Source organism: Pseudoalteromonas lipolytica (assembly GCF_003515105.1).
GTDB lineage: Bacteria > Pseudomonadota > Gammaproteobacteria > Enterobacterales > Alteromonadaceae > Pseudoalteromonas > Pseudoalteromonas lipolytica.
On sequence record NZ_CP032090.1, the window covers coordinates 645,925 to 665,727 of the forward strand.

Below are 19,803 nucleotides of genomic sequence, written 5' to 3' on the forward strand. Positions count from 1 at the left end.
AGTAGCAAACAAAAAGGGTTAAACAATTTGCTTAACCCTTTATGTAATTAGTGGCGGAAATGGCGCATACCAGTAAATACCATTGCCATACCTGCTTCATCAGCTGCCGCGATAACTTCTTCATCGCGCATTGAACCACCAGGTTGAATAACCGCTGTGATACCAGCGTCGCGAGCTGCATCAATACCGTCACGGAACGGGAAGAATGCATCAGATGCCATTACAGAGCCTTTTACTTCAAGGTTTTCATCAGCTGCTTTAATTCCTGCAATTTTCGCTGAGTAAACACGGCTCATTTGGCCGGCGCCTACACCAATAGTCATACCGTCACGAGCGTAAACAATTGCGTTTGACTTAACGAATTTTGCAACCTTCCAGCAGAATAATAAGTCTTTTAATTCTTGCTCAGTAGGCTGACGCTTAGTAACAACTTTAAGGTCACCTTGGGTTACCATACCTAAATCACGGTCTTGAACTAAGATACCACCATTAACACGTTTGATATCGTGACCAGTTGTCTTGGCAGACCATTCACCGCATTCTAATAAACGTACGTTTTGTTTAGCTGAAACGATCTGTGCTGCAGCTTCTGATACTTTAGGAGCAATGATAACTTCTACGAACTGACGAGAAACAATCGCTTCGGCTGTGTCTGCATCTAGCTCTTTATTAAAAGCAATGATGCCACCAAATGCTGATGTAGGGTCAGTTTTGAATGCACGGTCGTACGCTTCAAGAATATTTTCACCGATAGACACACCACATGGGTTCGCATGTTTTACGATAACACAGGCGGGTACGTCGAATTCTTTAACACACTCTAATGCAGCATCCGTATCTGCGATGTTATTGAATGATAATGCTTTGCCTTGAAGTTGTACTGCGGTTGCAACAGATGCCTCTGCAACGTCATTTTCAACATAGAAAGCAGCATCTTGGTGTGAATTTTCACCGTAGCGCATGTCTTGCTTTTTAGTGAATTGCATGTTGATTGTACGAGGGAATTTAGTCTCTTCAGCAGCTTCCTCTGTATAATCAGGAACCATTTTGCCGAAGTAGTTTGCAATCATACCATCGTATTGTGCTGTGTGCTCATACGCAGCAATCGCTAGGTCAAAACGTGTTTTATACGTTGTTGAGCCATTGTTGCTTTGCATTTCGCTGATTACACGGTCATAGTCTTTCGCATTAACAACGATAGTCACGTCTTTGTGGTTTTTCGCTGCAGCACGCACCATTGTTGGACCGCCGATATCAATGTTTTCAATTGCATCTTCAAGGCTGCAGTCTTCTTTCGCAACTGTATTTGCGAAGGGGTATAAGTTAACTACAACGATATCGATAGCAGAGATATTGTTCTCGCTCATTACATCTTCATCTTGGCCGCGACGCGCAAGAATGCCGCCATGAATTTTTGGATGAAGTGTTTTTACGCGACCATCCATGATCTCAGGGTGACCAGTATGGTCAGATACTTCAGTGACTTTAATGCCATTATCAGCAAGTAATTTGCAAGTACCGCCTGTTGATAAAATATCTACGCCTTGAGCTTCAAGAGCGCGAGCAAATTCAACGATACCGGTTTTATCTGACACACTTAATAGTGCGCGACGAATTGGACGATGTGTATCCATTGTAGTTTTGATTACCTCAATGTTTGAGCTAGCTTAGAAAGGCGGTATTTTAACTGAATATTGCTGAGAAAACGATGTTTTAAGCGTGAGGAATTTGCATAGTTTTTAACGGTTATAAAAAAAGCACCCTAAGGTGCTTTTTTGTCGAGTATGCAGTGACCCACATACTCGCGTTGTATTGGATTGGTAACCTATTAAAACGACAGCGCGTTAGAATGATTACGATTTCAATACAACTGGTATCAGTTCATGCCATATTTTTTAAGCTTCTTACGTAAAGTACCACGGTTGATACCTAGTAAGATTGCTGCACGAGTTTGGTTACCACGCGTGTACGTCATTACTTCTTCAAGTAATGGTGCTTCTAGCTCAGAAAGAACAAGGTCGTATACGTCTTGTACGTCTTGACCATTAAGTTGCTTCAAGTAGTGATGAACCGCTTTTTTCACTGCATCACGCAACGGCTGTGGTTTCTCGTGTGACTGTACATGAGGGTTTGTGATAAATGGAGAAGTCACGTTTTGTTCGAACATCGTTATATGTCTCTTTCTTTCTTAGTTAGCTGCTAGTGTTTTAAAGTATTGCTCTAATGCGTCGACTTGTGCCTGTGGGTTATCTAACGCATTAAATACTCGCCTAAACTGACCGTCACTGTCATGGGTTTGCAAATACCAAGATACATGCTTACGAGCGATACGCGCTCCCATTGGCTCACCGTAAAACTGATGAAGGTTTGCTAAGTGCTCCATCAAAATGCTACGCACCTCTGCAATTTCAGGTGCTGGCAAATGTTCTCCAGTTCGCAAATAGTGGTCTATCTCCCTAAATATCCAAGGGCGACCTTGGGCGGCTCGACCAATCATAATGGCATCTGCACCCGTATAATCCAAAACCTGTTTTGCTTTTTCTGGTGATGTAATATCACCATTGGCAACGACAGGGATCGACACTGAACGTTTAATATCCCTAATCGTGGCGTACTCTGCTTCACCTTTGTACATACATGCGCGCGTACGCCCATGAACAGCCAAAGAAGCAATGCCATAACGTTCAGCTATTTTCGCAATCTCGACACCATTACGGTTATCCTGATCCCATCCAGTACGGATTTTTAAGGTGACAGGGACATCGACAGCATTAACAACTGCATCGAGTATCTCTTCCACTAATTCAGGAAACTGTAATAAGGCTGAGCCTGCGAGTTTCTTATTCACTTTTTTAGCTGGGCACCCCATATTAATATCTATGATCTGTGCACCGTTGCTAACATTGAATTGTGCTGCCTGTGCCATAAGCTCAGGATCGGCTCCGGCAATCTGCACCGAGCGAATACCCGATTCACCGCTGTGATCCATACGGTTCATCGACTTTTCGGTTTTCCACACTTTTGGGTTTGACGAGAGCATTTCAGATACCGCAAGCCCCGCACCTAAGCGACGGCAAAGTTGTCTAAATGGTCTGTCTGTAATGCCTGCCATTGGCGCGACAATTACGTTGTTCTCAAGTTGGTATGAACCGATACGCACTGTTATTCAATAGGCCTCTTTTCAAGGGGCGCTAAGTTTACGGCTTTTTTTGCAAAAATCAAAGGCTATAAATTGAACAAAAGTGACTTTTTTTTGCCTATTTTGTATTGACTTTTGATAACAGTTTGACGGGCGGGTTGATTTGTTTGTTATTTAACCAGAAAAAAATTCACGTGAAAATAGATAACAAATTGAAGAGTGTAAAAATAAGGTAAAGCCTGTTAAATACTGGCTTTACCTATTAAATGTTCAGATGTGTATTATGACTTTTTGGTACCACTAACACGTGTCCATTCACCTTCAACAGCAATCTCGTCAAGTGCTAAAAACGGTGCGTAAACATCGGCAACAGATTGTGCTTGTTCCTCTAAAATACCCGACATAGCAATTTTACCGTTGGGCTTTAATAGTCCCAAAATGACTTCATGAAGCTCTTTAAGAGGTTGTGCTAAGATATTCGCAACAACCACATCAGCACTAAAATCAGGTTGATCTTCAGGTAAATACACTTCGAGCTTGTCTGCAACACCATTGCGCTCAGCATTATCGCGACTGGCCTCAATTGCTTGAGGATCAATATCGATGCCGATCATACGTTCAGCACCTAATTTGATCGCTGCAATTCCTAAAATACCTGAGCCACACCCGAAGTCGACGACCGTTTTTCCGGTTAAATCTTGGCTTTCTAGCCACTTTAAGCATAGCGCTGTCGTTGCATGTGTGCCCGTGCCAAAAGCAAGACCAGGATCAAGCAATACATTGACTGCATCCGGTTCTGGAATATCACGCCAGCTTGGACAAATCCATAAGCGCTCACCGAACTTAATCGGGTGGAAGTTATCCATCCACTCACGTTCCCAGTCTTTGTCTTCAAGTTGCTCAATTTTGTATACGAGTTTGTCAGCGAGCGTCGGTTCAGCCTTAAGTACGGCTACGACGCTGTCCATATCATGATTAGCATCGTATAAACCAATCACCGTGGTATCAGCCCACAGTTGTACTGTACCAAGTTTTGGTTCATAAATAGGGGTGTCTTTCGCATCAACATAAGTAACCGATGCGCTGCCAGTGTCCATAAGTAAGTCGCTGATCATCTCGGCATTATCAGCGTTTGCATTTATGCGAATTTGGATCCAAGCCATGGTCGTCTCTCAAATAGAAAAAAGGCCGCAACAGCGGCCTTTTAGTTAATATATTAATAATGCTATTTATTTAGCATCTAAGAAGCTTTTTAGTAAGTCTGAGCGAGAAGGGTGACGTAATTTACGTAACGCTTTCGCTTCAATTTGACGAATACGTTCACGTGTTACGTCAAATTGTTTACCTACTTCTTCTAAAGTATGGTCGGTGTTCATGTCGATACCGAAACGCATACGCAGTACTTTAGCTTCACGTGCTGTTAGACCTGCTAATACGTCATTGGTTGCGCCTCGAAGAGATTCCATTGTTGCAGAATCAATTGGCGAATCAATGGTTGTATCTTCAATGAAGTCACCTAAGTGCGAATCTTCATCATCACCGATAGGAGTTTCCATCGAAATTGGCTCTTTAGCGATTTTAAGTACCTTACGAATTTTATCTTCAGGCATTAACATACGCTCAGCTAACTCTTCTGGGCTCGGCTCACGGCCCATCTCTTGTAACATTTGACGAGAGATACGATTTAACTTGTTGATCGTCTCAATCATGTGCACAGGAATACGGATGGTACGCGCTTGGTCAGCAATTGAACGCGTAATTGCTTGACGGATCCACCATGTTGCATAAGTAGAGAACTTATAACCACGGCGATATTCGAACTTATCAACCGCTTTCATTAGACCAATGTTACCCTCTTGGATAAGGTCTAAGAATTGTAAACCACGGTTGGTGTATTTTTTAGCAATTGAAATTACAAGACGTAAGTTGGCTTCAACCATTTCTTTCTTTGCACGGCGCGCTTTAGCTTCACCAATGCTCATACGACGGTTGATATCTTTAATACGCTCAATGCTTAAGCCTGTGCTTTCTTCAATTGCAGATAACTTGCTAATACAACGAATTATTTCTGGTTTTACTTCTTCAAGTGCTACTGAGTACTTCTCGTTTGCAGCAATTTCAAGATCAATCCAAGCAGTGTCTGTTTCGTTGTTAGCGAAGTGCTTCACAAAGTTTTTCTTTGGTAGCTTCGCAATTTGTACAGCTTGCTTCATGATAAGACGTTCTTGTACACGAACGCGATCCATCATTTCACGCATGTTGTTTACCATGCGATCAAACTGTTTAGGAACTAGTTTAAATGTTTTAAACAGTTCACCGATTTCAAAAATAGCAGCTTGTGAATCAGGGTGTGAGCGGCCTTTTGCTTCGAATGTATCGCGTGCTTTATTGTAAAGCTCACGCAAATGTTCGAAGTGGACACGTGCTTCTTCAGGATCTGGACCTGTGTCACCATCTGCATCATCATCGCTGTCATCATCGTCGTCGTCGTCGTCATCGTCGTCTTCGTCGTCGAGCTGTTCTTCATTTAGATCTGAACCGATGTGAGTCGCAGAAATTTGTGATTCGTCTTCATTATTAGGATCAAAGAAACCAGAAATAATGTCGCTTAAGCGCATTTCTTCTGCTTCAAACTTGTCCCATTGCTCGAGTAGATATGTAATTGCTTCAGGGTATTCAGCAACAGAAATCTGAACTTGGTTGATACCTTCTTCAATACGCTTGGCGATAACAATTTCGCCTTCACGTGTAAGTAGCTCAACAGTACCCATTTCGCGCATGTACATACGCACAGGGTCAGTCGTTCGACCGATCTCTTTTTCTACAGTCGCAAGTGCAGCGGCCGCGGCTTCTGCTGCGTCTTCGTCTGTCGTTGTTTCTTGCATCATTAATTCATCGGCATCAGGCGCGTTTTCACTTACCTTGATACCCATATCATTAATCATGCTAATGATATCTTCTACCTGATCTGAGTCGATAATGTCTTGTGGAAGGTGATCATTAACTTCTGCAAAAGTTAAATAACCTTGCTCTTTACCTTTTTGAATCAGAAGCTTTAATTGTGACTGAGGAGTTGGATCCATAGAGATTTTTTCTTCCACTCTGAAAGTTGATACAACAGGCGCCAGCTCGCTTAAAAAATAAGCGACACGAAAACTAACTAGACGCAGTGAATAGCACAGTATAACAGCTTTATTCAATTCTGACTAGCTGTTGCTGCCTTTTAACGCTTGCGTCAGTAAGTGGCATTCTAGCCGTTCTTCGCTGCTTAAGCCTTGGGTCTTGTCTTTTATTAATAGGGTCTCTAGTCGATAATTTAAACACTGGTCTTCAATAAATTTAAAAGTATTTTTGAAAACTGTCTCTAAACGATCGTCATTTATTTGATGCTGCCAAGTTGCTAATTTCACTAATGCATCATATTCAGCGCTATCTCGAAACGATTCTAAGATTTGCGCGGTTGTAATACCATGTCGTTCAAGTGCTAAATGCTGTATCCGTAAAAATAGCTCAATGCCGGCAATTTTCATTTCAGCAAGTTCAGGCATGTAAGCGATGCTCGTTGCTAGATTCGGATGCTGCAATAAAATACCTATAGCTTGACGCATCGGCGTTATTTTAAATTTACGCTCAATTGCATGTTGCTGCTTCGGGGTTTTAACCCGATTACTCAATTGCTCTCGTGTACGACCAATTAATCGGCCCAAATGTTCCAGTATATTTTCTTGGTAAAATTCACTCGGTATTTTTTCGATTAAAGGTAAGGCATCACTGAGTAACTTTGCTTTGCCAGCGTCTTTCGTTAGGTCAATCTCTTGGCTTAGCTTGCTGAACAACACTTTGCTGAAATCATCGGCCTCTGCTAGGCGTGCTTCGAATGCCTCTTTTCCTTCTTTTTGTACCAATGAGTCGGGGTCTTCACCGTCAGGTAAAAAGACAAATTGAAGTGATTTGCCATCAGCTAGATAAGGTAGGGCATTTTCGAGTGCGCGCCATGCTGCATCACGACCCGCTCTATCACCATCATAGCAGCATATCACTTTATCAGTGGTTCTAAACAAGGTGTGCATGTGCTCAGCTGTGGTTGCTGTGCCAAGTGCTGCTACAGCGTATTCAATGCCTTGCTCTGCTAAGGCAACCACATCCATATACCCTTCAACAATTAAAATATGTTCAAGTTTCTTATGTGCTTGTTTCGCTTCGTATAGACCATAAAGCTCAAATCCTTTGTGGAAAATACGTGTCTCAGGAGAGTTAAGGTATTTTGGGCCTTGATCGGCTTGCATCACGCGACCACCAAAGGCAATAACCCGGCCTCGCTTATCACGAATAGGAAACATGAGCCGATCACGAAAAAAGTCAAATTGGCGACCCGGCGACTTTTCAGACGCGAGTTTTAGCTCAATTAATTGCTCTTTTTGCTCTTTATTCCGGCCTAATTGCTGGCACAGTGCTTCCCATTCACTTGGCGCATAACCAATCATGAACTTTTTAGCGGTTTCACCGCTTAGGCCACGGCCTTTTATGTAATCAATTACCGCTTTTGAGTTGCTATGGTGTTTTAATTGGTGCTGATAAAAACGGGCGGCATGAAGCATTAAATCGTAATCGGAACGTTTTTGCTCAGCGGTACGCTGTGGCCCTGAACTAGTGCCTTGCTCACGTGGTACGTCTAAATTTAGAATACTAGCCAGCTCTTCAATAGCATCAACAAACTCTAATTTGTCGTATTCCATGACAAACGAAATGGCATTACCATTCGCTCCGCAACCAAAGCAGTGGTAAAACTGTTTATCTTGAGAAACAGTAAATGACGGGGTTTTTTCGTTGTGAAAAGGGCAACATGCTTGGTAGTCTTTCCCGGCTTTTTTTAGGCCAACTTTTGAATCAATTAGCTCAACAATATCTGTTCGTGCGAGCAAATCATCAATAAATTGTCGAGGGATTTTTCCGGCCATAGCTGTTGTTTTTCCTGCGCTATTTTTGCGTTCTAAAGTGAGATTTGAACACAATTACTCTCTTTATGAAAGACTAAAAACAAGAAACCGAGCACTAGGCTCGGTTTGCTTGAATCATACGTCTGTATGTGGGGGTTAGGCAGTTAATCGTTGCTTGATTAAGCCAGAAATCTTACCTAAATCGGCACGACCTTCGGCTTTGCTTTTGATTACTCCCATTACCTTACCCATGTCTTGCATACCTGCTGCGTTTGTATCAGCAATAGCCGAGTCAATAAGAGCAATGATTTCTTCTTCACTCAATTGTTGAGGTAAGAATTCTTCAAGAGCTTTAATCTCATTGGCTTCAATTTCTGCTAAATCTTCACGACCCGCATCAATATACTGGGTGTAAGAGTCGCGACGTTGTTTTACAAGCTTCACTAAAACAGCGGTAATTCCGTCGTCGTCTAGCGTGATTTGCTCGTCAATTTCACGTTGCTTGATTGCAGCAAGTACCATGCGGATTGGCTTAAGACGGTCTTTGTCTTTTGCTCTCATCGCATCTTTTTGCGCATCTTTTAGCGTTAATAAAAGGCTCATTTATACAAGACCAAATACTGATTAGTATAATTTAACGCGACGTGCGTTATCGCGAGAAAGCTTCTTCATGTGACGCTTTACTGCAGCAGCTTTTTTACGCTTACGCTCAGCTGTTGGCTTTTCATAGTGCTCGCGACGACGAACTTCTGAAAGGATACCTGCTTTTTCACATGAACGCTTGAAGCGACGAAGTGCTACGTCAAACGGTTCGTTCTCTCTTACTTTAATTACTGGCATTAAAAATTCACCTACCTAAATAATGAGCGTTGCTCAAGTTGATCGAATAACGATCAAGTGGTTCAAAAATGGTGCGGTATTGTAATCCGAAGCAACACCACATGTAAAGAATAATATTAACAGAAACTGAGGCGGCTAAACAGTATTAATTTGGCTCTCGTTGATACAAACGACAAATTACCTGCCCTGCAGATTTCTCCTTTAAAAGCAGCCAGTTATCTGGGGGAGTGAAGCTGGTTAGCTCACTTTCAAGTTCCACATAAATCAACGCTTGCTCAGTTAACCATTGATTTGATTCGAGTAATAAACAACTTTTTTCAGCTAAATTTTGTCGGAATGGCGGATCAACAAAAACAAGATCAAACTGCTCATCTAGCGAATTATTTGCCAATAATGCGAGGCTATCGCCCTGTTTAATTGTGGCATTTTCAAGTTTGAGGGTGCTTATATTTTGTATAAGTTGAGATGCAGCACTTTTATCAAGCTCAAAAAATACAGCATGTTTAGCAAAGCGTGACAACGCTTCGAATCCTAACCCGCCAGAACCTGCGAAGCAGTCAAGGACCGCTGCATCACGCGTATCTTGCATTAACCAGTTAAACACGGTTTCCTTAATGCGATCAGTCGTTGGACGTAAACCTTGTACATCTTTAACAGGAAGTTTTCTGCCACGAAATTGTCCGCTAATAATACGGATAAAGCCATTTGCTGATTTATTATTGCTAGCGTTTACTTGGCGGTTAGCTGTTGATTTTTTTCTCATTTAACTCACTAATTATTGGTAACTGACCCCCAGCTCAGATAATATTGCAAGCAATAGCTGGTGTGTCATTTTTCTACTGCGCTAAAAATGGTAGTATTGCGACCTTAGCGATAGATGGTACCCGTTTCGGTTTGGCTGAGCATAGCTGAACTATCACCAAACTATTATTCATGTAAGTTTATCAGATTTTTATAAGTGGTTATTAGCAAGTATGGCAAAAAAAAGTAAATTCTTGTCTTGGTTTGGTTTTGGCAAATCAGAAAAACAACAAGCAGAGCAAACAGCAAATGAGGCTGATAACCAAAAGCAATTAGAAGAACAACAGCGTATTGAAGCTGAAAAAGCGCAAGCGGCGAGCTTAGAGCAGGAACGTATTGCAGCAGAAAAAGCTGAAGCCGAGCGTGTAGAACAAGAACGCATTGCAGCAGAAAAGGCTGAAGCAGAACGTATCGCAGCAGAACAGCAAGCAGCAGAGCAACGTCGTCAAGAGCAACAAGCGCGTCTTGCAGAGCAAGAAGCGGCCATGAAGTTAGAGCAAGAACGTATTGCAGCGGAACAGGCGCAGCGTGAAGCAGATCAAATTGCAGCAGAGAAGGCACAAGCTGAGCGCATAGAGCAGGAACGCGCTGCGGCAGAAAAAGCTGAAGCTGAACGTATCGCAGCAGAACAGCAAGCAGCAGAGCAACGTCGTCAAGAACAACAAGCGCGTCTTGCAGAGCAAGAAGCGGCCATGAAGTTAGAGCAAGAGCGTATTGCAGCGGAACAGGCGCAGCGTGAAGCAGATCAAATTGCAGCACAAAAAGCTGAAGCCGAACGTGTAGAACAAGCACGCGTTGCAGCAGAAAAAGCTGAAGCCGAACGTGTAGAACAAGAACGCATTGCAGCACAAAAAGCTGAAGCCGAACGTGTAGAACAAGCACGCGTTGCAGCAGAAAAAGCTGAAGCCGAACGTGTAGAACAAGAACGCATTGCAGCAGAAAAGGCTGAAGCTGAACGTTTAGAACAAGCACGTATTGCAGCAGAAAAAGCTGAAGCTGAACGTTTAGAACAAGAACGTATTGCAGCCGAAAAAGCTGAAGCTGAACGTGTAGAACAAGCACGTATTGCAGCAGAAAAAGCTGAAGCTGAACGTGTAGAACAAGCACGCATTGCAGCCGAAAAAGCTGAAGCTGAACGTGTAGAACAAGCACGCGTTGCAGCAGAAAAAGCTGAAGCTGAACGTGTAGAACAAGCACGCATTGCAGCAGAAAAAGCTGAAGCTGAACGTTTAGAGCAAGAGCGTATTGCAGCCGAAAAAGCTGAAGCTGAACGTGTAGAACAGGAACGTATTGCAGCAGAAAAAGCAGAAGCTGAACGTATAGAACAAGCTCGTATTGAAAAAGAAAAAACAGAGCAAGTAACCGATAAACCCAAAAAAGAAGGCTTTTTTGCCCGCCTTAAAAAAGGTTTATTAAAAACTCGCGTTAATATTGGCTCGGGCTTTGCCTCTATTTTTAGTGGTAAAAAAATTGATGATGAGCTATTCGAAGAGTTAGAAACACAGCTATTAACGGCTGATTTAGGTGTCGATACAACCATGAAGTTGATTGATAACCTAACAGATGCAGCCGATCGAAAACAACTTAAAGATGGCGATGCACTTTACGAGCTAATGAAGCAGGAAATGGCCGCAATGTTAAAGACAGCTGAGCAGCCATTAACTGTGCCAGAAAATAAAAAACCATTTGTTATTTTAATGGTGGGTGTAAATGGGGTGGGTAAAACCACGACCATTGGTAAGCTTGCTAAGCAATTCCAAAATGAAGGTAAATCAGTCATGCTGGCTGCGGGGGATACTTTCCGTGCCGCCGCGGTTGAGCAATTACAAGTGTGGGGCGAGCGTAACAGTATACCTGTTATTGCACAGCATACTGGTGCAGACAGTGCATCGGTTGTTTTTGATGCCTTTCAAGCGGCGAAAGCACGTAATGTAGACGTATTAATCGCGGATACAGCAGGGCGCTTGCAAAATAAAGATAACCTCATGCAAGAGCTTGAAAAAATAGCGCGTGTAATGAAGAAAATAGACCCAGATGCGCCGCATGAAGTCATGCTAACAATTGATGCGGGCACGGGGCAGAATGCCATTAGCCAAGTAAAACTATTTAATGAATGTGTTGGCTTAACGGGTATTACCTTGTCTAAACTGGATGGGACAGCAAAAGGGGGTGTTATCTTTGCTGTGGCAGATAAGTTTAATATTCCAATTCGCTACATAGGCGTTGGCGAGGGAATCGACGACCTGCGTACTTTTAATAGTAATGACTTCATTGATGCGTTGTTTAGCCAAGATGAGGACGACGTATAATTCATAAAAAAGGGAGCATGCTCCCTTTTCAGCTGCAAGATGATTGATAACTAAAATGATAAATTTTCAGCAAGTCAGTAAAACATACCCCGGCGGTCACCGTGCGCTGGAAAAAGTCAGTTTTCATATTAAGTCAGGCGAGTTGGCTTTTTTAACTGGGCATAGTGGCGCAGGTAAAAGTACATTATTAAAGCTGATTAGTTTGATGGAACGTCCATCGGCTGGCAAAGTACTAATTAATGATATTGATTTAAATGCTGTTAAGTCTCGTCAAATTCCTTATGTACGCCGTGATATAGGGATTATTTTTCAAAACCATCGTTTGTTAGAACGCTATTCGGTATTTGATAATGTCGCTTTGCCGTTGATTATTGAAGGCACACACCATAAACAAATTGCAAAGCGTGTGCATGGTGCGCTTGATAAAGTGGGCTTACTTGATAAAGCCAAATGTAACCCTGCGACTTTATCTGGAGGCGAGCAACAACGTGTGGGAATTGCGAGGGCTATCGTAAATTCACCGCCTATTTTGTTAGCTGATGAACCGACCGGTAATTTAGACCCCGAACTTTCAATGGATATTTTACGCTTATTCGAAGACTTTAATAATCATGGTACGACGGTGTTAATTGCCACCCATGATATTGGTTTAATTGCACGGATGCGCTATCGCAGCCTAACCCTTAAAGATGGACGTATGATCCAGGATCCATTAGCTGAGGGAGCGCTATGAGCCTATTATTTAAAAGTAGAGCCAGTCACAATGATCGTCAGCAGAAATCAATTCTAGCGGCGCCGTATTTCTTTTTTATTAACTTAATCCGTCAAGGTGTGCATAGCTTAGGTGAAATGTGGCGCACGCCACTTGCCTCCTTGATGACTATTGCGGTATTAGGGCTAAGCTTAACGTTACCAGCGACCTTGTATTTAGTCGTGAAAAATGTGTCTCAGGTAAGCAGTGGGTTTGAAGATGCCGCTGAAATTTCGTTGTTTGTTAAAGAGTCTATGACAGAGCAACAAACACAAACATTAGTCAAACGTTTAGCGCTTTACCCTGAAATCGATAAAGTTGAGTTTATTTCTAAAGCGGATGCGCTTGTTGAATTTAAGCAGGTGTCAGGATTTGGACAAGCATTAGAATACTTAGATGCGAATCCACTGCCCGATGTTGTTATTGTGACACCGACGGCACGGTATCGTCAGCCAAATGCTGCTGAACAGTTACTAAAAAAACTTGAAGATGAGCGTGAAGTTGATTTTGGTAAACTGGATATTGCATGGCTTGAGCGCTTAAACGCACTGTTAAGCTTATTAAAAGAGAGCGTCATTACCATTGCTTTACTATTATTAACCTCGGTGACTTTGATCATTGGAAACACGATTCGTTTATCTATCATGGATAAAAAGGAAGAGATCCAAGTTATGAAATTAGTTGGGGCAACAAATGCATTTATACATGCGCCATTTTTATGGACGGGTATTTGGTATGGCATTATCGGTGGACTATTTTCATTTATTTGTGTTGCTTTGATGATGTGGTGGCTAGGTGCAGCGGTGAGCGAAGTCGCGGGAGTTTATGGCAGCCGTTTTAATTTAATCGGTTTGACGTTATCTGAATTTGCCATTTTAGTTGCACTTGCAACGGGGCTTGGTTTTGTCGGCTCGTATTTGTCTGTAAATAGATATATAAAAGAAATAGAACCCGATAAAGTATAACAATAAAGTGTAACAATTCGTTGTTACACTGCTTTATTAGCACTAAATAAAAGCAGTAATAAATTTATCGCTCTTTCAATTAAAGCTAGAATTCACCGCATATTCAGCGTGTTAGCGTAGACTAAAAATAGATACAAAAACCACTTGATTTGAACGTTAAAAAAGTTTTTAATTGAAGTTAGCACTCTCGCTTAAAGAGTGCTAAGATGGTTTCAAATGTTTATCACTGAGGTGAAAAATGAGTAAAGATTTATACGCAATGGCACTTACTGCAGGTCAACAAAGCGCGAGTATGGACGGCTATCTTCAAGCTGTCAGTACGATTCCAATGCTTGATGCCGAGCATGAAAAGCAGTTAGCGACACGTCTTCAGGAAGAAGGTGATCTTGATGCTGCGAAGCAACTCATTATGTCGCACCTTCGTTTTGTAGCTCACATTGCAAAAAGCTATTCAGGGTATGGTTTACCGCAAGCTGATTTAATTCAGGAAGGTAACATCGGTCTAATGAAGGCTGTAAAACGCTTTGACCCGAGCGTCGGCGTACGCTTAGTTTCATTCGCTGTACATTGGATTAAAGCGGAGATTCATGAATACGTACTAAAAAACTGGCGTATCGTGAAAGTTGCAACGACAAAAGCGCAACGTAAACTATTCTTCAATCTACGTAAAAACAAAAAACGTTTAGGTTGGTTTAACCAAGCCGAGGTTAGCACTGTTGCTAACGAGCTAGGGGTTAGTGAAAAAGAAGTACGTGAGATGGAATCGCGTATGAGTGGCCAAGATATGGGCTTTGATTTAACGGGTGACGACAATGACGATGCACCTACAAGCACCTACTCGCCAGTACAATATTTAACTGATGGCAGTGCTGACCTTGCTGACGATATTGAAGAGCAGCAATGGCAAGAACAGTCGCATGCACGTTTATTTAGTGCATTAAAAACGCTTGATGAACGCTCGCAAGATATCGTAAGTGCTCGTTGGTTAGCTGATGATAAAGCAACCCTGCAAGAGCTTGCTGAAAAGTATAACGTGTCAGCAGAGCGTGTTCGCCAGCTAGAAAAAACAGCGATGAAAAAACTGCAAACAGCCATGAGCTAATGGAGTCACGAGCTAATTAAGAGCTCGGACTTCAGAGTTATCTCTACTATAAAGCCTCGCAAATGCGGGGTTTTCTGTTTTAAGGATGCAGTATGCCAGATACTGATTACCAACACGTACTTAATGAAATTACCAAAGAAGTTCAGCCATTATTGAGTCAAGGCAAAGTGGCAGACTACATTCCTGCACTTGCGGATGTTGAACCAAACCAATTTGCAATTGCTATTCATACTGTCGATGGTCACACTTTTTGCGCTGGTGATTGCCGTGCTCGCTTTACCATTCAGTCTGTGTCTAAAGTGATGACATTAACGCTTGCACTGCAGCGTTATGGTGATGAACTTTGGCAACGCGTGGGCAAAGAGCCTTCTGGTACTGCATTTAACTCGCTCACTCAGCTAGAGTTTGAGCAGGGTATTCCCCGAAACCCGTTTATTAATGCTGGAGCCATCGTGACTTGCGATGCCTTATACAGCCGACTTTCAGCGCCAATGCACTCGATGCTTGAATCTTTTCGTCAACTGTCAGGCAATCCATCGGTTGTGATAGATAAAAAAGTTGCTAATTCAGAGTATGAGTTTCGTCATCGCAATGCCGCTATGGCACACTTAATGAAATCATTTGGTAATTTTAATAATGAAGTCGATGATGTTTTGTGGGCTTATTTTAATTTTTGTGCCATTGAGCTTAACTGTGTGGAGCTCGCTAAAGCGTATAATTATCTTGCAAACCAAGGCAAAGACACTCGGGGTAATAAAGTACTGAGTACAAGACAAAATAAGCAGCTTAATTCGTTGCTGTTTACCAGTGGTTTATATGATGCGGCGGGAGATTTTGGTTACCGTGTTGGGATGCCCGGAAAATCAGGGGTATCGGGCACAATATTAGCCGTTTTACCTAATCAGTTTACAGTTGCTGTGTGGGCACCACGTTTAAACTCATACGGTAACTCAGTGGCTGGGATAGCCGCCCTTGAGCGTTTATCCCAGAAACTGGATATTTCGATTTTTTAATGAGTATTACTGATCCCAGTATACTTGTTCTAAACAATCTTCACGTTCAGGTAAACCACGCGATAGACGCGGAGAGTGCTGTACGAGAACTTCATAACTCGCACGGTTGGCATACTTGCTAATTTGCGCCAGTGATGAGTAAGTCATCGCTGGTTGCTGGTGTTTCGCCGAATTAGCAACATTAAGCTTGTGATACACATTTGCAGATAAATCATGTAGCACAGCAGCGAGTGCGCAATCACCCGCGCCATTGGTGTTTTTAATGCTATCAGGGCCGCCCATAAATGGGGCTGTGTGGCTGTATGCACGGATTGGGTTTTGACAATCGTCTTTTCTCATTGCACGCGAAAATTCATAGCGATTAAAGTCAGCGATAGCGCCTGGTAGCAGCGGGTACTCTGTTTCGCGTTTAAATTGCTCGTCAACATAACCGGCCATAAACAAGCCTTTTTCACCTGCAGTACAAATCACTAAGTCGGTCCAATCAAGTGCTTTATCTGCCGCAAGAAGTGGGTCTTCGAAGCCTGTAATCGCAAGGCCTTCTTCTTCATTCATTGCTAAGATATCGACATGCTTTTTAACAAAGTCGGCCCACCATGAAGGGTCTTGCTCAATTAAGAATTTAGTGCCTAGAGTCAATACCACTGGCACGTCAGCATCATTGGCATATTTAACTGCCTGCATAGTTGCTTCTGTCATGGTTTCATCACCTTGGGTACGCATTAAATACGCGCTGATCACAAGTGCGGATGAATTTTCAATTAACTCTTTATCAATTGATTCAGGACGTAGATGATTCATTAAACCTGCGCTTATCGCGAAGGTGCGCTCACCAGTTTCATCAATCAGTGTAAAACAGCGACCAATTGGGCCATCAACAGGTTGTAAATAATCTAGATCAACCCGGCTTGATGTATTACATAAAAAACGGTACGCATAGCTGCCAATTTTAATGTTTTCACTCATTACACCTAACAACACAGAGCGATCATCAGCAAGTGTTGAGTAGTTATGCATCGTGTTACCGATGGTGCCACCTGCGAACTCGTAATCGATCATATCGTCAAGCTTTAGACGGTCATATAATGCATTGGTAATGTCGCTATCAATTACCTGTGACATGCCACGGCGCAATTGAAATTCATCGAGGAAAGCTTGATCAACTTTCGCTTCAATATCGACAACTATTTGATCGATACCCGTTATATAACTACGTTGTAGCCGCTCGGTTGAGTTCAGTTGATTTGTTAGTGGATCTTTGGCTTCCACTGGAAAATAATGTTTATGCCTGCGGCGTCCAGGAAATTTCATTTGCTACCCGTGTATTGATATCAATTGCAAAGTGTAAATCAACAAATTTACCTAGTTGAATTGCTATTAGCTAAATAAAAAAAGCGCGAGATTATAGCGCAATATAGGTTCATTGAGCCATGATAAAGCCATTAAAATTTACTTTAATTTTTTAGTGTAGTCTTAATTATCGCCCTTTTTATCGACTAAGTAGGTATAATTACAGGCAGTTTACAAGTTTTGTGTGATTTATGAGCGAACAATATAGCGACGAATACTGGATGAAAAAAGCCCTCGCTTTTGCAAATGAGGCGGGAAACATTAATGAAATTCCTGTGGGGGCGGTATTAGTCAAAGACAATCAATTAATAGCGTATGGGTATAATCGCTCAATTACTGATAACGACCCTTCTGCTCATGCCGAAATGATGGCTATTCGTGAAGCAGGTAAGGCACTTAATAATTATCGGCTTATTGATTGCACTTTATATGTCACTTTAGAGCCTTGCTCTATGTGTGCAGGGCTATTAGTTCATAGCCGAATTAAGCGTCTGGTATTCGGCGCAAAAGACGCTAAAACAGGATCGGCCGGGTCTATTATGAACTTACTGCAAGAACCGCGTCTTAATCATCAGGTTGAAGTAACCGGTGAGATAATGGCTGAGCAATGTGGGGCTGTAATTTCGGCATTTTTTAAACGCCGCAGAGAAGAGAAAAAAGCGGCTAAACTCGCTGCTCGCAACGCCTAGTTAAACAACTGGCGTTGCAGGAGTTTCCTGTGCTTCCATTAATTGCATCGCGAATAAACGACGACGCCAAATAACTTTTTTGTGGGTATTACGTAACATAATACGACGGCGAGTCGCTGTCGAATAGATAACATTCCGTTTGAACTTATGTGTGGTACGTCTTCTTTTTAACATGTGTGCTCCTTAAGTGAGAGTAAAGCATGATATTGTCCATTCCATCAATACTAGAAGATAATGATCATTTGATGACAAGTAAACAGGTTTCTCTGGCTTTAGGCTAGTTGTTATCTGGCTTTTGCTGTTCAGAGCTGGTTTGTTGTTGAGTGTCAGCTGGTTGAGCCGTATTTTCATCTAACTCAGGCGAAATGACGGGTTTTTCTTCGGTGCTTGGATTAGCAATCGCATCATTTTCATCCAACCAAACCAAAGCATCGTAGTAACGGCGAATATTATCAACATACTTCACGGCAACATCGCCACGCGCGTAACCGTATTTAGTTTGACGATAATAACGCTTTTTAATGAGCAGCGGTAAGCGTTTTTTTACATCAGCCCATTTATCAGGGCTCGCGCCTTCTTGTTCTGTGATAATTCTCGCATCATTTACATGCCCCCACCCGACATTGTAAGAGGCTAATGCAAACCAAGTACGATCAGGCTGTGGGATACGTTCTGGGATCCATGAAATGAGTTGAGCTAAATATTCGGCGCCCCCTTTGATGTTTTGCTCTGGGGCCAAGCGATTTGTTACACCCACTTGTTTCGCAGTCGCTTGTGTAAGCATCATGATACCACGCACTCCGGTGGGCGATTTCGCTTTAGGGTTCCACATCGATTCTTGGTAACTGAGGGCTGCTAACAAGCGCCAATCAATATTGCCTGCATACTGCTCAAACCACGGTTGGTATTTGGGTAAGGTTTCTTTTATGGCCTCAATATATGCCAGTGTATTCACATAATTGAACTGCCTTACATGGCCAAAATACTTTTCTTCGAGGACGTATAACTGATTATTTTGTTTTACCTCGCCGAAAAAAGGCACCATCAAAGCGTATAAAGAATCATCACCATCTTTTCTGAGTAGCCAAGCTATTGGGTCATTTCTTGTTACTGAAAAGCCAATACTCAAATTAGGGTGATAGCGTCTAAACAACGATAACGTGTGTGAATCAGCCAGCGTGTAATCTATTTCATTATCAATCACCGCCTGTAGTAGCTCTTCCTCATCCATGTCTTCTGTTTCGTGCCAAGTTAGATTGGGATGAAGTTGCTTTAGCTGTTGCAGCGCTAAGGAATGGCTGCTTTTAGCGAGTACGGTTAGGTTACCTGTTAAATCTGCAAATTCACGAGGACGAACATGCCCTTGTTTATAAACAAGCTTTTGACTAATTGTGCGGTAAGTCGGGCCGAATCGGTAGTGCTGCGCGCGAATTGTATTGTAGGTAAGACCCGATGCAATCACATCTAAATCGCCACTTTCGAGGCGAGCAAACATGTCGGATAAATTAAAAAATGGCACCATTTCAAGCTCAACACCAACGTAGTCAGCAAACTCTTGCGCCAATTCATATTCGAAACCTTGTACGCCTTGAGGGGCTTGGTAATAATTACTCGCACCCGCTAATGTGCCAATTCTAATTTTATTTTGTGCTTTGATTTGCGCTAATTGCGATGGTTGCTGTTGCATATCACACGCGCACAACATGAGCACTAGGCTAAAAATAGCGAGTAACTTTTGCATAAAAAATAAATGCCCCTTAATACATTACTTTACCGTTATAGCAAAACTTCGTTGCTGCGTCACTTGGCGAATAGTACTAACAAAAATTATGAGCGACCTTATCGTTATTTTATCAACTATAACAAGGGTCTGTATTATGACGACTGGTGAGCCTATCAACGTGAAG

18 protein-coding genes are annotated in these 19,803 nt (G+C 42.3%); 6 read left to right on the plus strand and 12 right to left on the minus strand.

Features of this window, described 5'->3' with window-relative positions; all coding sequences use genetic code 11:
* Positions 1-47: 47 nt before the first annotated feature.
* From purH to rsmD, 9 genes are all read right to left on the minus strand, one after another.
* Positions 48-1,634: a bifunctional phosphoribosylaminoimidazolecarboxamide formyltransferase/IMP cyclohydrolase gene (gene purH / locus D0907_RS03035; protein ID WP_065978124.1), complete on the minus strand. Its 1,587-nt coding sequence runs from the start codon at positions 1,632-1,634 to the stop codon at positions 48-50.
* Between the two features lie 242 nt (positions 1,635-1,876).
* Complete coding sequence (gene fis / locus D0907_RS03040) at positions 1,877-2,167, minus strand: DNA-binding transcriptional regulator Fis (RefSeq protein ID WP_002957804.1); 291 nt, start codon at positions 2,165-2,167, stop codon at positions 1,877-1,879.
* A 21-nt stretch (positions 2,168-2,188) separates the two neighbouring features.
* Positions 2,189-3,160 (minus strand): tRNA dihydrouridine synthase DusB, encoded by a 972-nt coding sequence (gene dusB / locus D0907_RS03045; RefSeq protein WP_036971025.1) that lies wholly within the window; start codon positions 3,158-3,160, stop codon positions 2,189-2,191.
* 260 nt (positions 3,161-3,420) lie between these two features.
* A complete protein-coding gene (prmA, locus tag D0907_RS03050) occupies positions 3,421-4,302 on the minus strand; it encodes a 50S ribosomal protein L11 methyltransferase (RefSeq protein WP_036971022.1) in 882 nt (293 codons plus the stop codon).
* A 66-nt stretch (positions 4,303-4,368) separates the two neighbouring features.
* Complete coding sequence (gene rpoD, locus D0907_RS03055; RefSeq protein ID WP_036971019.1) at positions 4,369-6,222, minus strand: RNA polymerase sigma factor RpoD; 1,854 nt, start codon at positions 6,220-6,222, stop codon at positions 4,369-4,371.
* Positions 6,223-6,345: 123 nt separating this feature from the next.
* On the minus strand, positions 6,346-8,097 hold the full coding sequence (gene dnaG / locus D0907_RS03060) for a DNA primase (protein ID WP_075594077.1): 1,752 nt from the start codon (positions 8,095-8,097) through the stop codon (positions 6,346-6,348).
* Positions 8,098-8,232: 135 nt separating this feature from the next.
* Positions 8,233-8,679, minus strand: coding sequence for a GatB/YqeY domain-containing protein (locus D0907_RS03065; protein WP_036971016.1), 447 nt, complete (start codon positions 8,677-8,679; stop codon positions 8,233-8,235).
* Positions 8,680-8,700: 21 nt separating this feature from the next.
* Complete coding sequence (gene rpsU, locus D0907_RS03070) at positions 8,701-8,916, minus strand: 30S ribosomal protein S21 (RefSeq protein ID WP_002957797.1); 216 nt, start codon at positions 8,914-8,916, stop codon at positions 8,701-8,703.
* A 145-nt stretch (positions 8,917-9,061) separates the two neighbouring features.
* A complete protein-coding gene (gene rsmD / locus D0907_RS03075; RefSeq protein ID WP_118843998.1) occupies positions 9,062-9,679 on the minus strand; it encodes a 16S rRNA (guanine(966)-N(2))-methyltransferase RsmD in 618 nt (205 codons plus the stop codon).
* Between the two features lie 211 nt (positions 9,680-9,890).
* Between rsmD and ftsY the strand changes: the two genes are divergently transcribed.
* The 5 genes from ftsY (at position 9,891) to glsB (ending at position 15,857) form a co-directional block, all read left to right on the plus strand.
* The gene (gene ftsY / locus D0907_RS03080) at positions 9,891-12,026 is read left to right on the plus strand and encodes a signal recognition particle-docking protein FtsY (RefSeq protein ID WP_118843999.1); all 2,136 of its coding nucleotides are present in this window, start codon (positions 9,891-9,893) and stop codon (positions 12,024-12,026) included.
* A gap of 55 nt (positions 12,027-12,081) precedes the next feature.
* Complete coding sequence (gene ftsE / locus D0907_RS03085) at positions 12,082-12,759, plus strand: cell division ATP-binding protein FtsE (RefSeq protein ID WP_075594080.1); 678 nt, start codon at positions 12,082-12,084, stop codon at positions 12,757-12,759.
* Positions 12,756-13,742: a permease-like cell division protein FtsX gene (gene ftsX / locus D0907_RS03090; protein ID WP_065978123.1), complete on the plus strand. Its 987-nt coding sequence runs from the start codon at positions 12,756-12,758 to the stop codon at positions 13,740-13,742. Before ftsE ends, ftsX begins: the two co-directional genes overlap by 4 nt.
* A 238-nt stretch (positions 13,743-13,980) precedes the next feature.
* Positions 13,981-14,844 (plus strand): RNA polymerase sigma factor RpoH, encoded by an 864-nt coding sequence (gene rpoH / locus D0907_RS03095; RefSeq protein ID WP_036970997.1) that lies wholly within the window; start codon positions 13,981-13,983, stop codon positions 14,842-14,844.
* Positions 14,845-14,936: 92 nt separating this feature from the next.
* Positions 14,937-15,857 carry a glutaminase B gene (glsB, locus tag D0907_RS03100; protein WP_036970994.1) on the plus strand — a complete coding sequence of 307 codons (921 nt, stop codon included), beginning with the start codon at positions 14,937-14,939 and terminating at the stop codon, positions 15,855-15,857.
* 6 nt (positions 15,858-15,863) lie between these two features.
* On the opposite strand, the gene D0907_RS03105 is transcribed toward glsB, so the two are convergent.
* On the minus strand, positions 15,864-17,168 hold the full coding sequence (locus tag D0907_RS03105; protein WP_036970992.1) for an inosine/guanosine kinase: 1,305 nt from the start codon (positions 17,166-17,168) through the stop codon (positions 15,864-15,866).
* Between the two features lie 230 nt (positions 17,169-17,398).
* On the opposite strand from D0907_RS03105, the gene tadA reads away from it, so the two are divergent.
* The gene (gene tadA, locus D0907_RS03110; RefSeq protein ID WP_118844000.1) at positions 17,399-17,896 is read left to right on the plus strand and encodes a tRNA adenosine(34) deaminase TadA; all 498 of its coding nucleotides are present in this window, start codon (positions 17,399-17,401) and stop codon (positions 17,894-17,896) included.
* On the opposite strand, the gene D0907_RS20995 is transcribed toward tadA, so the two are convergent.
* The gene (locus D0907_RS20995) at positions 17,897-18,070 is read right to left on the minus strand and encodes a hypothetical protein (protein WP_162898022.1); all 174 of its coding nucleotides are present in this window, start codon (positions 18,068-18,070) and stop codon (positions 17,897-17,899) included.
* 103 nt (positions 18,071-18,173) lie between these two features.
* Complete coding sequence (mltF, locus tag D0907_RS03115; protein ID WP_074988842.1) at positions 18,174-19,637, minus strand: membrane-bound lytic murein transglycosylase MltF; 1,464 nt, start codon at positions 19,635-19,637, stop codon at positions 18,174-18,176.
* Positions 19,638-19,803 lie beyond the last annotated feature (166 nt).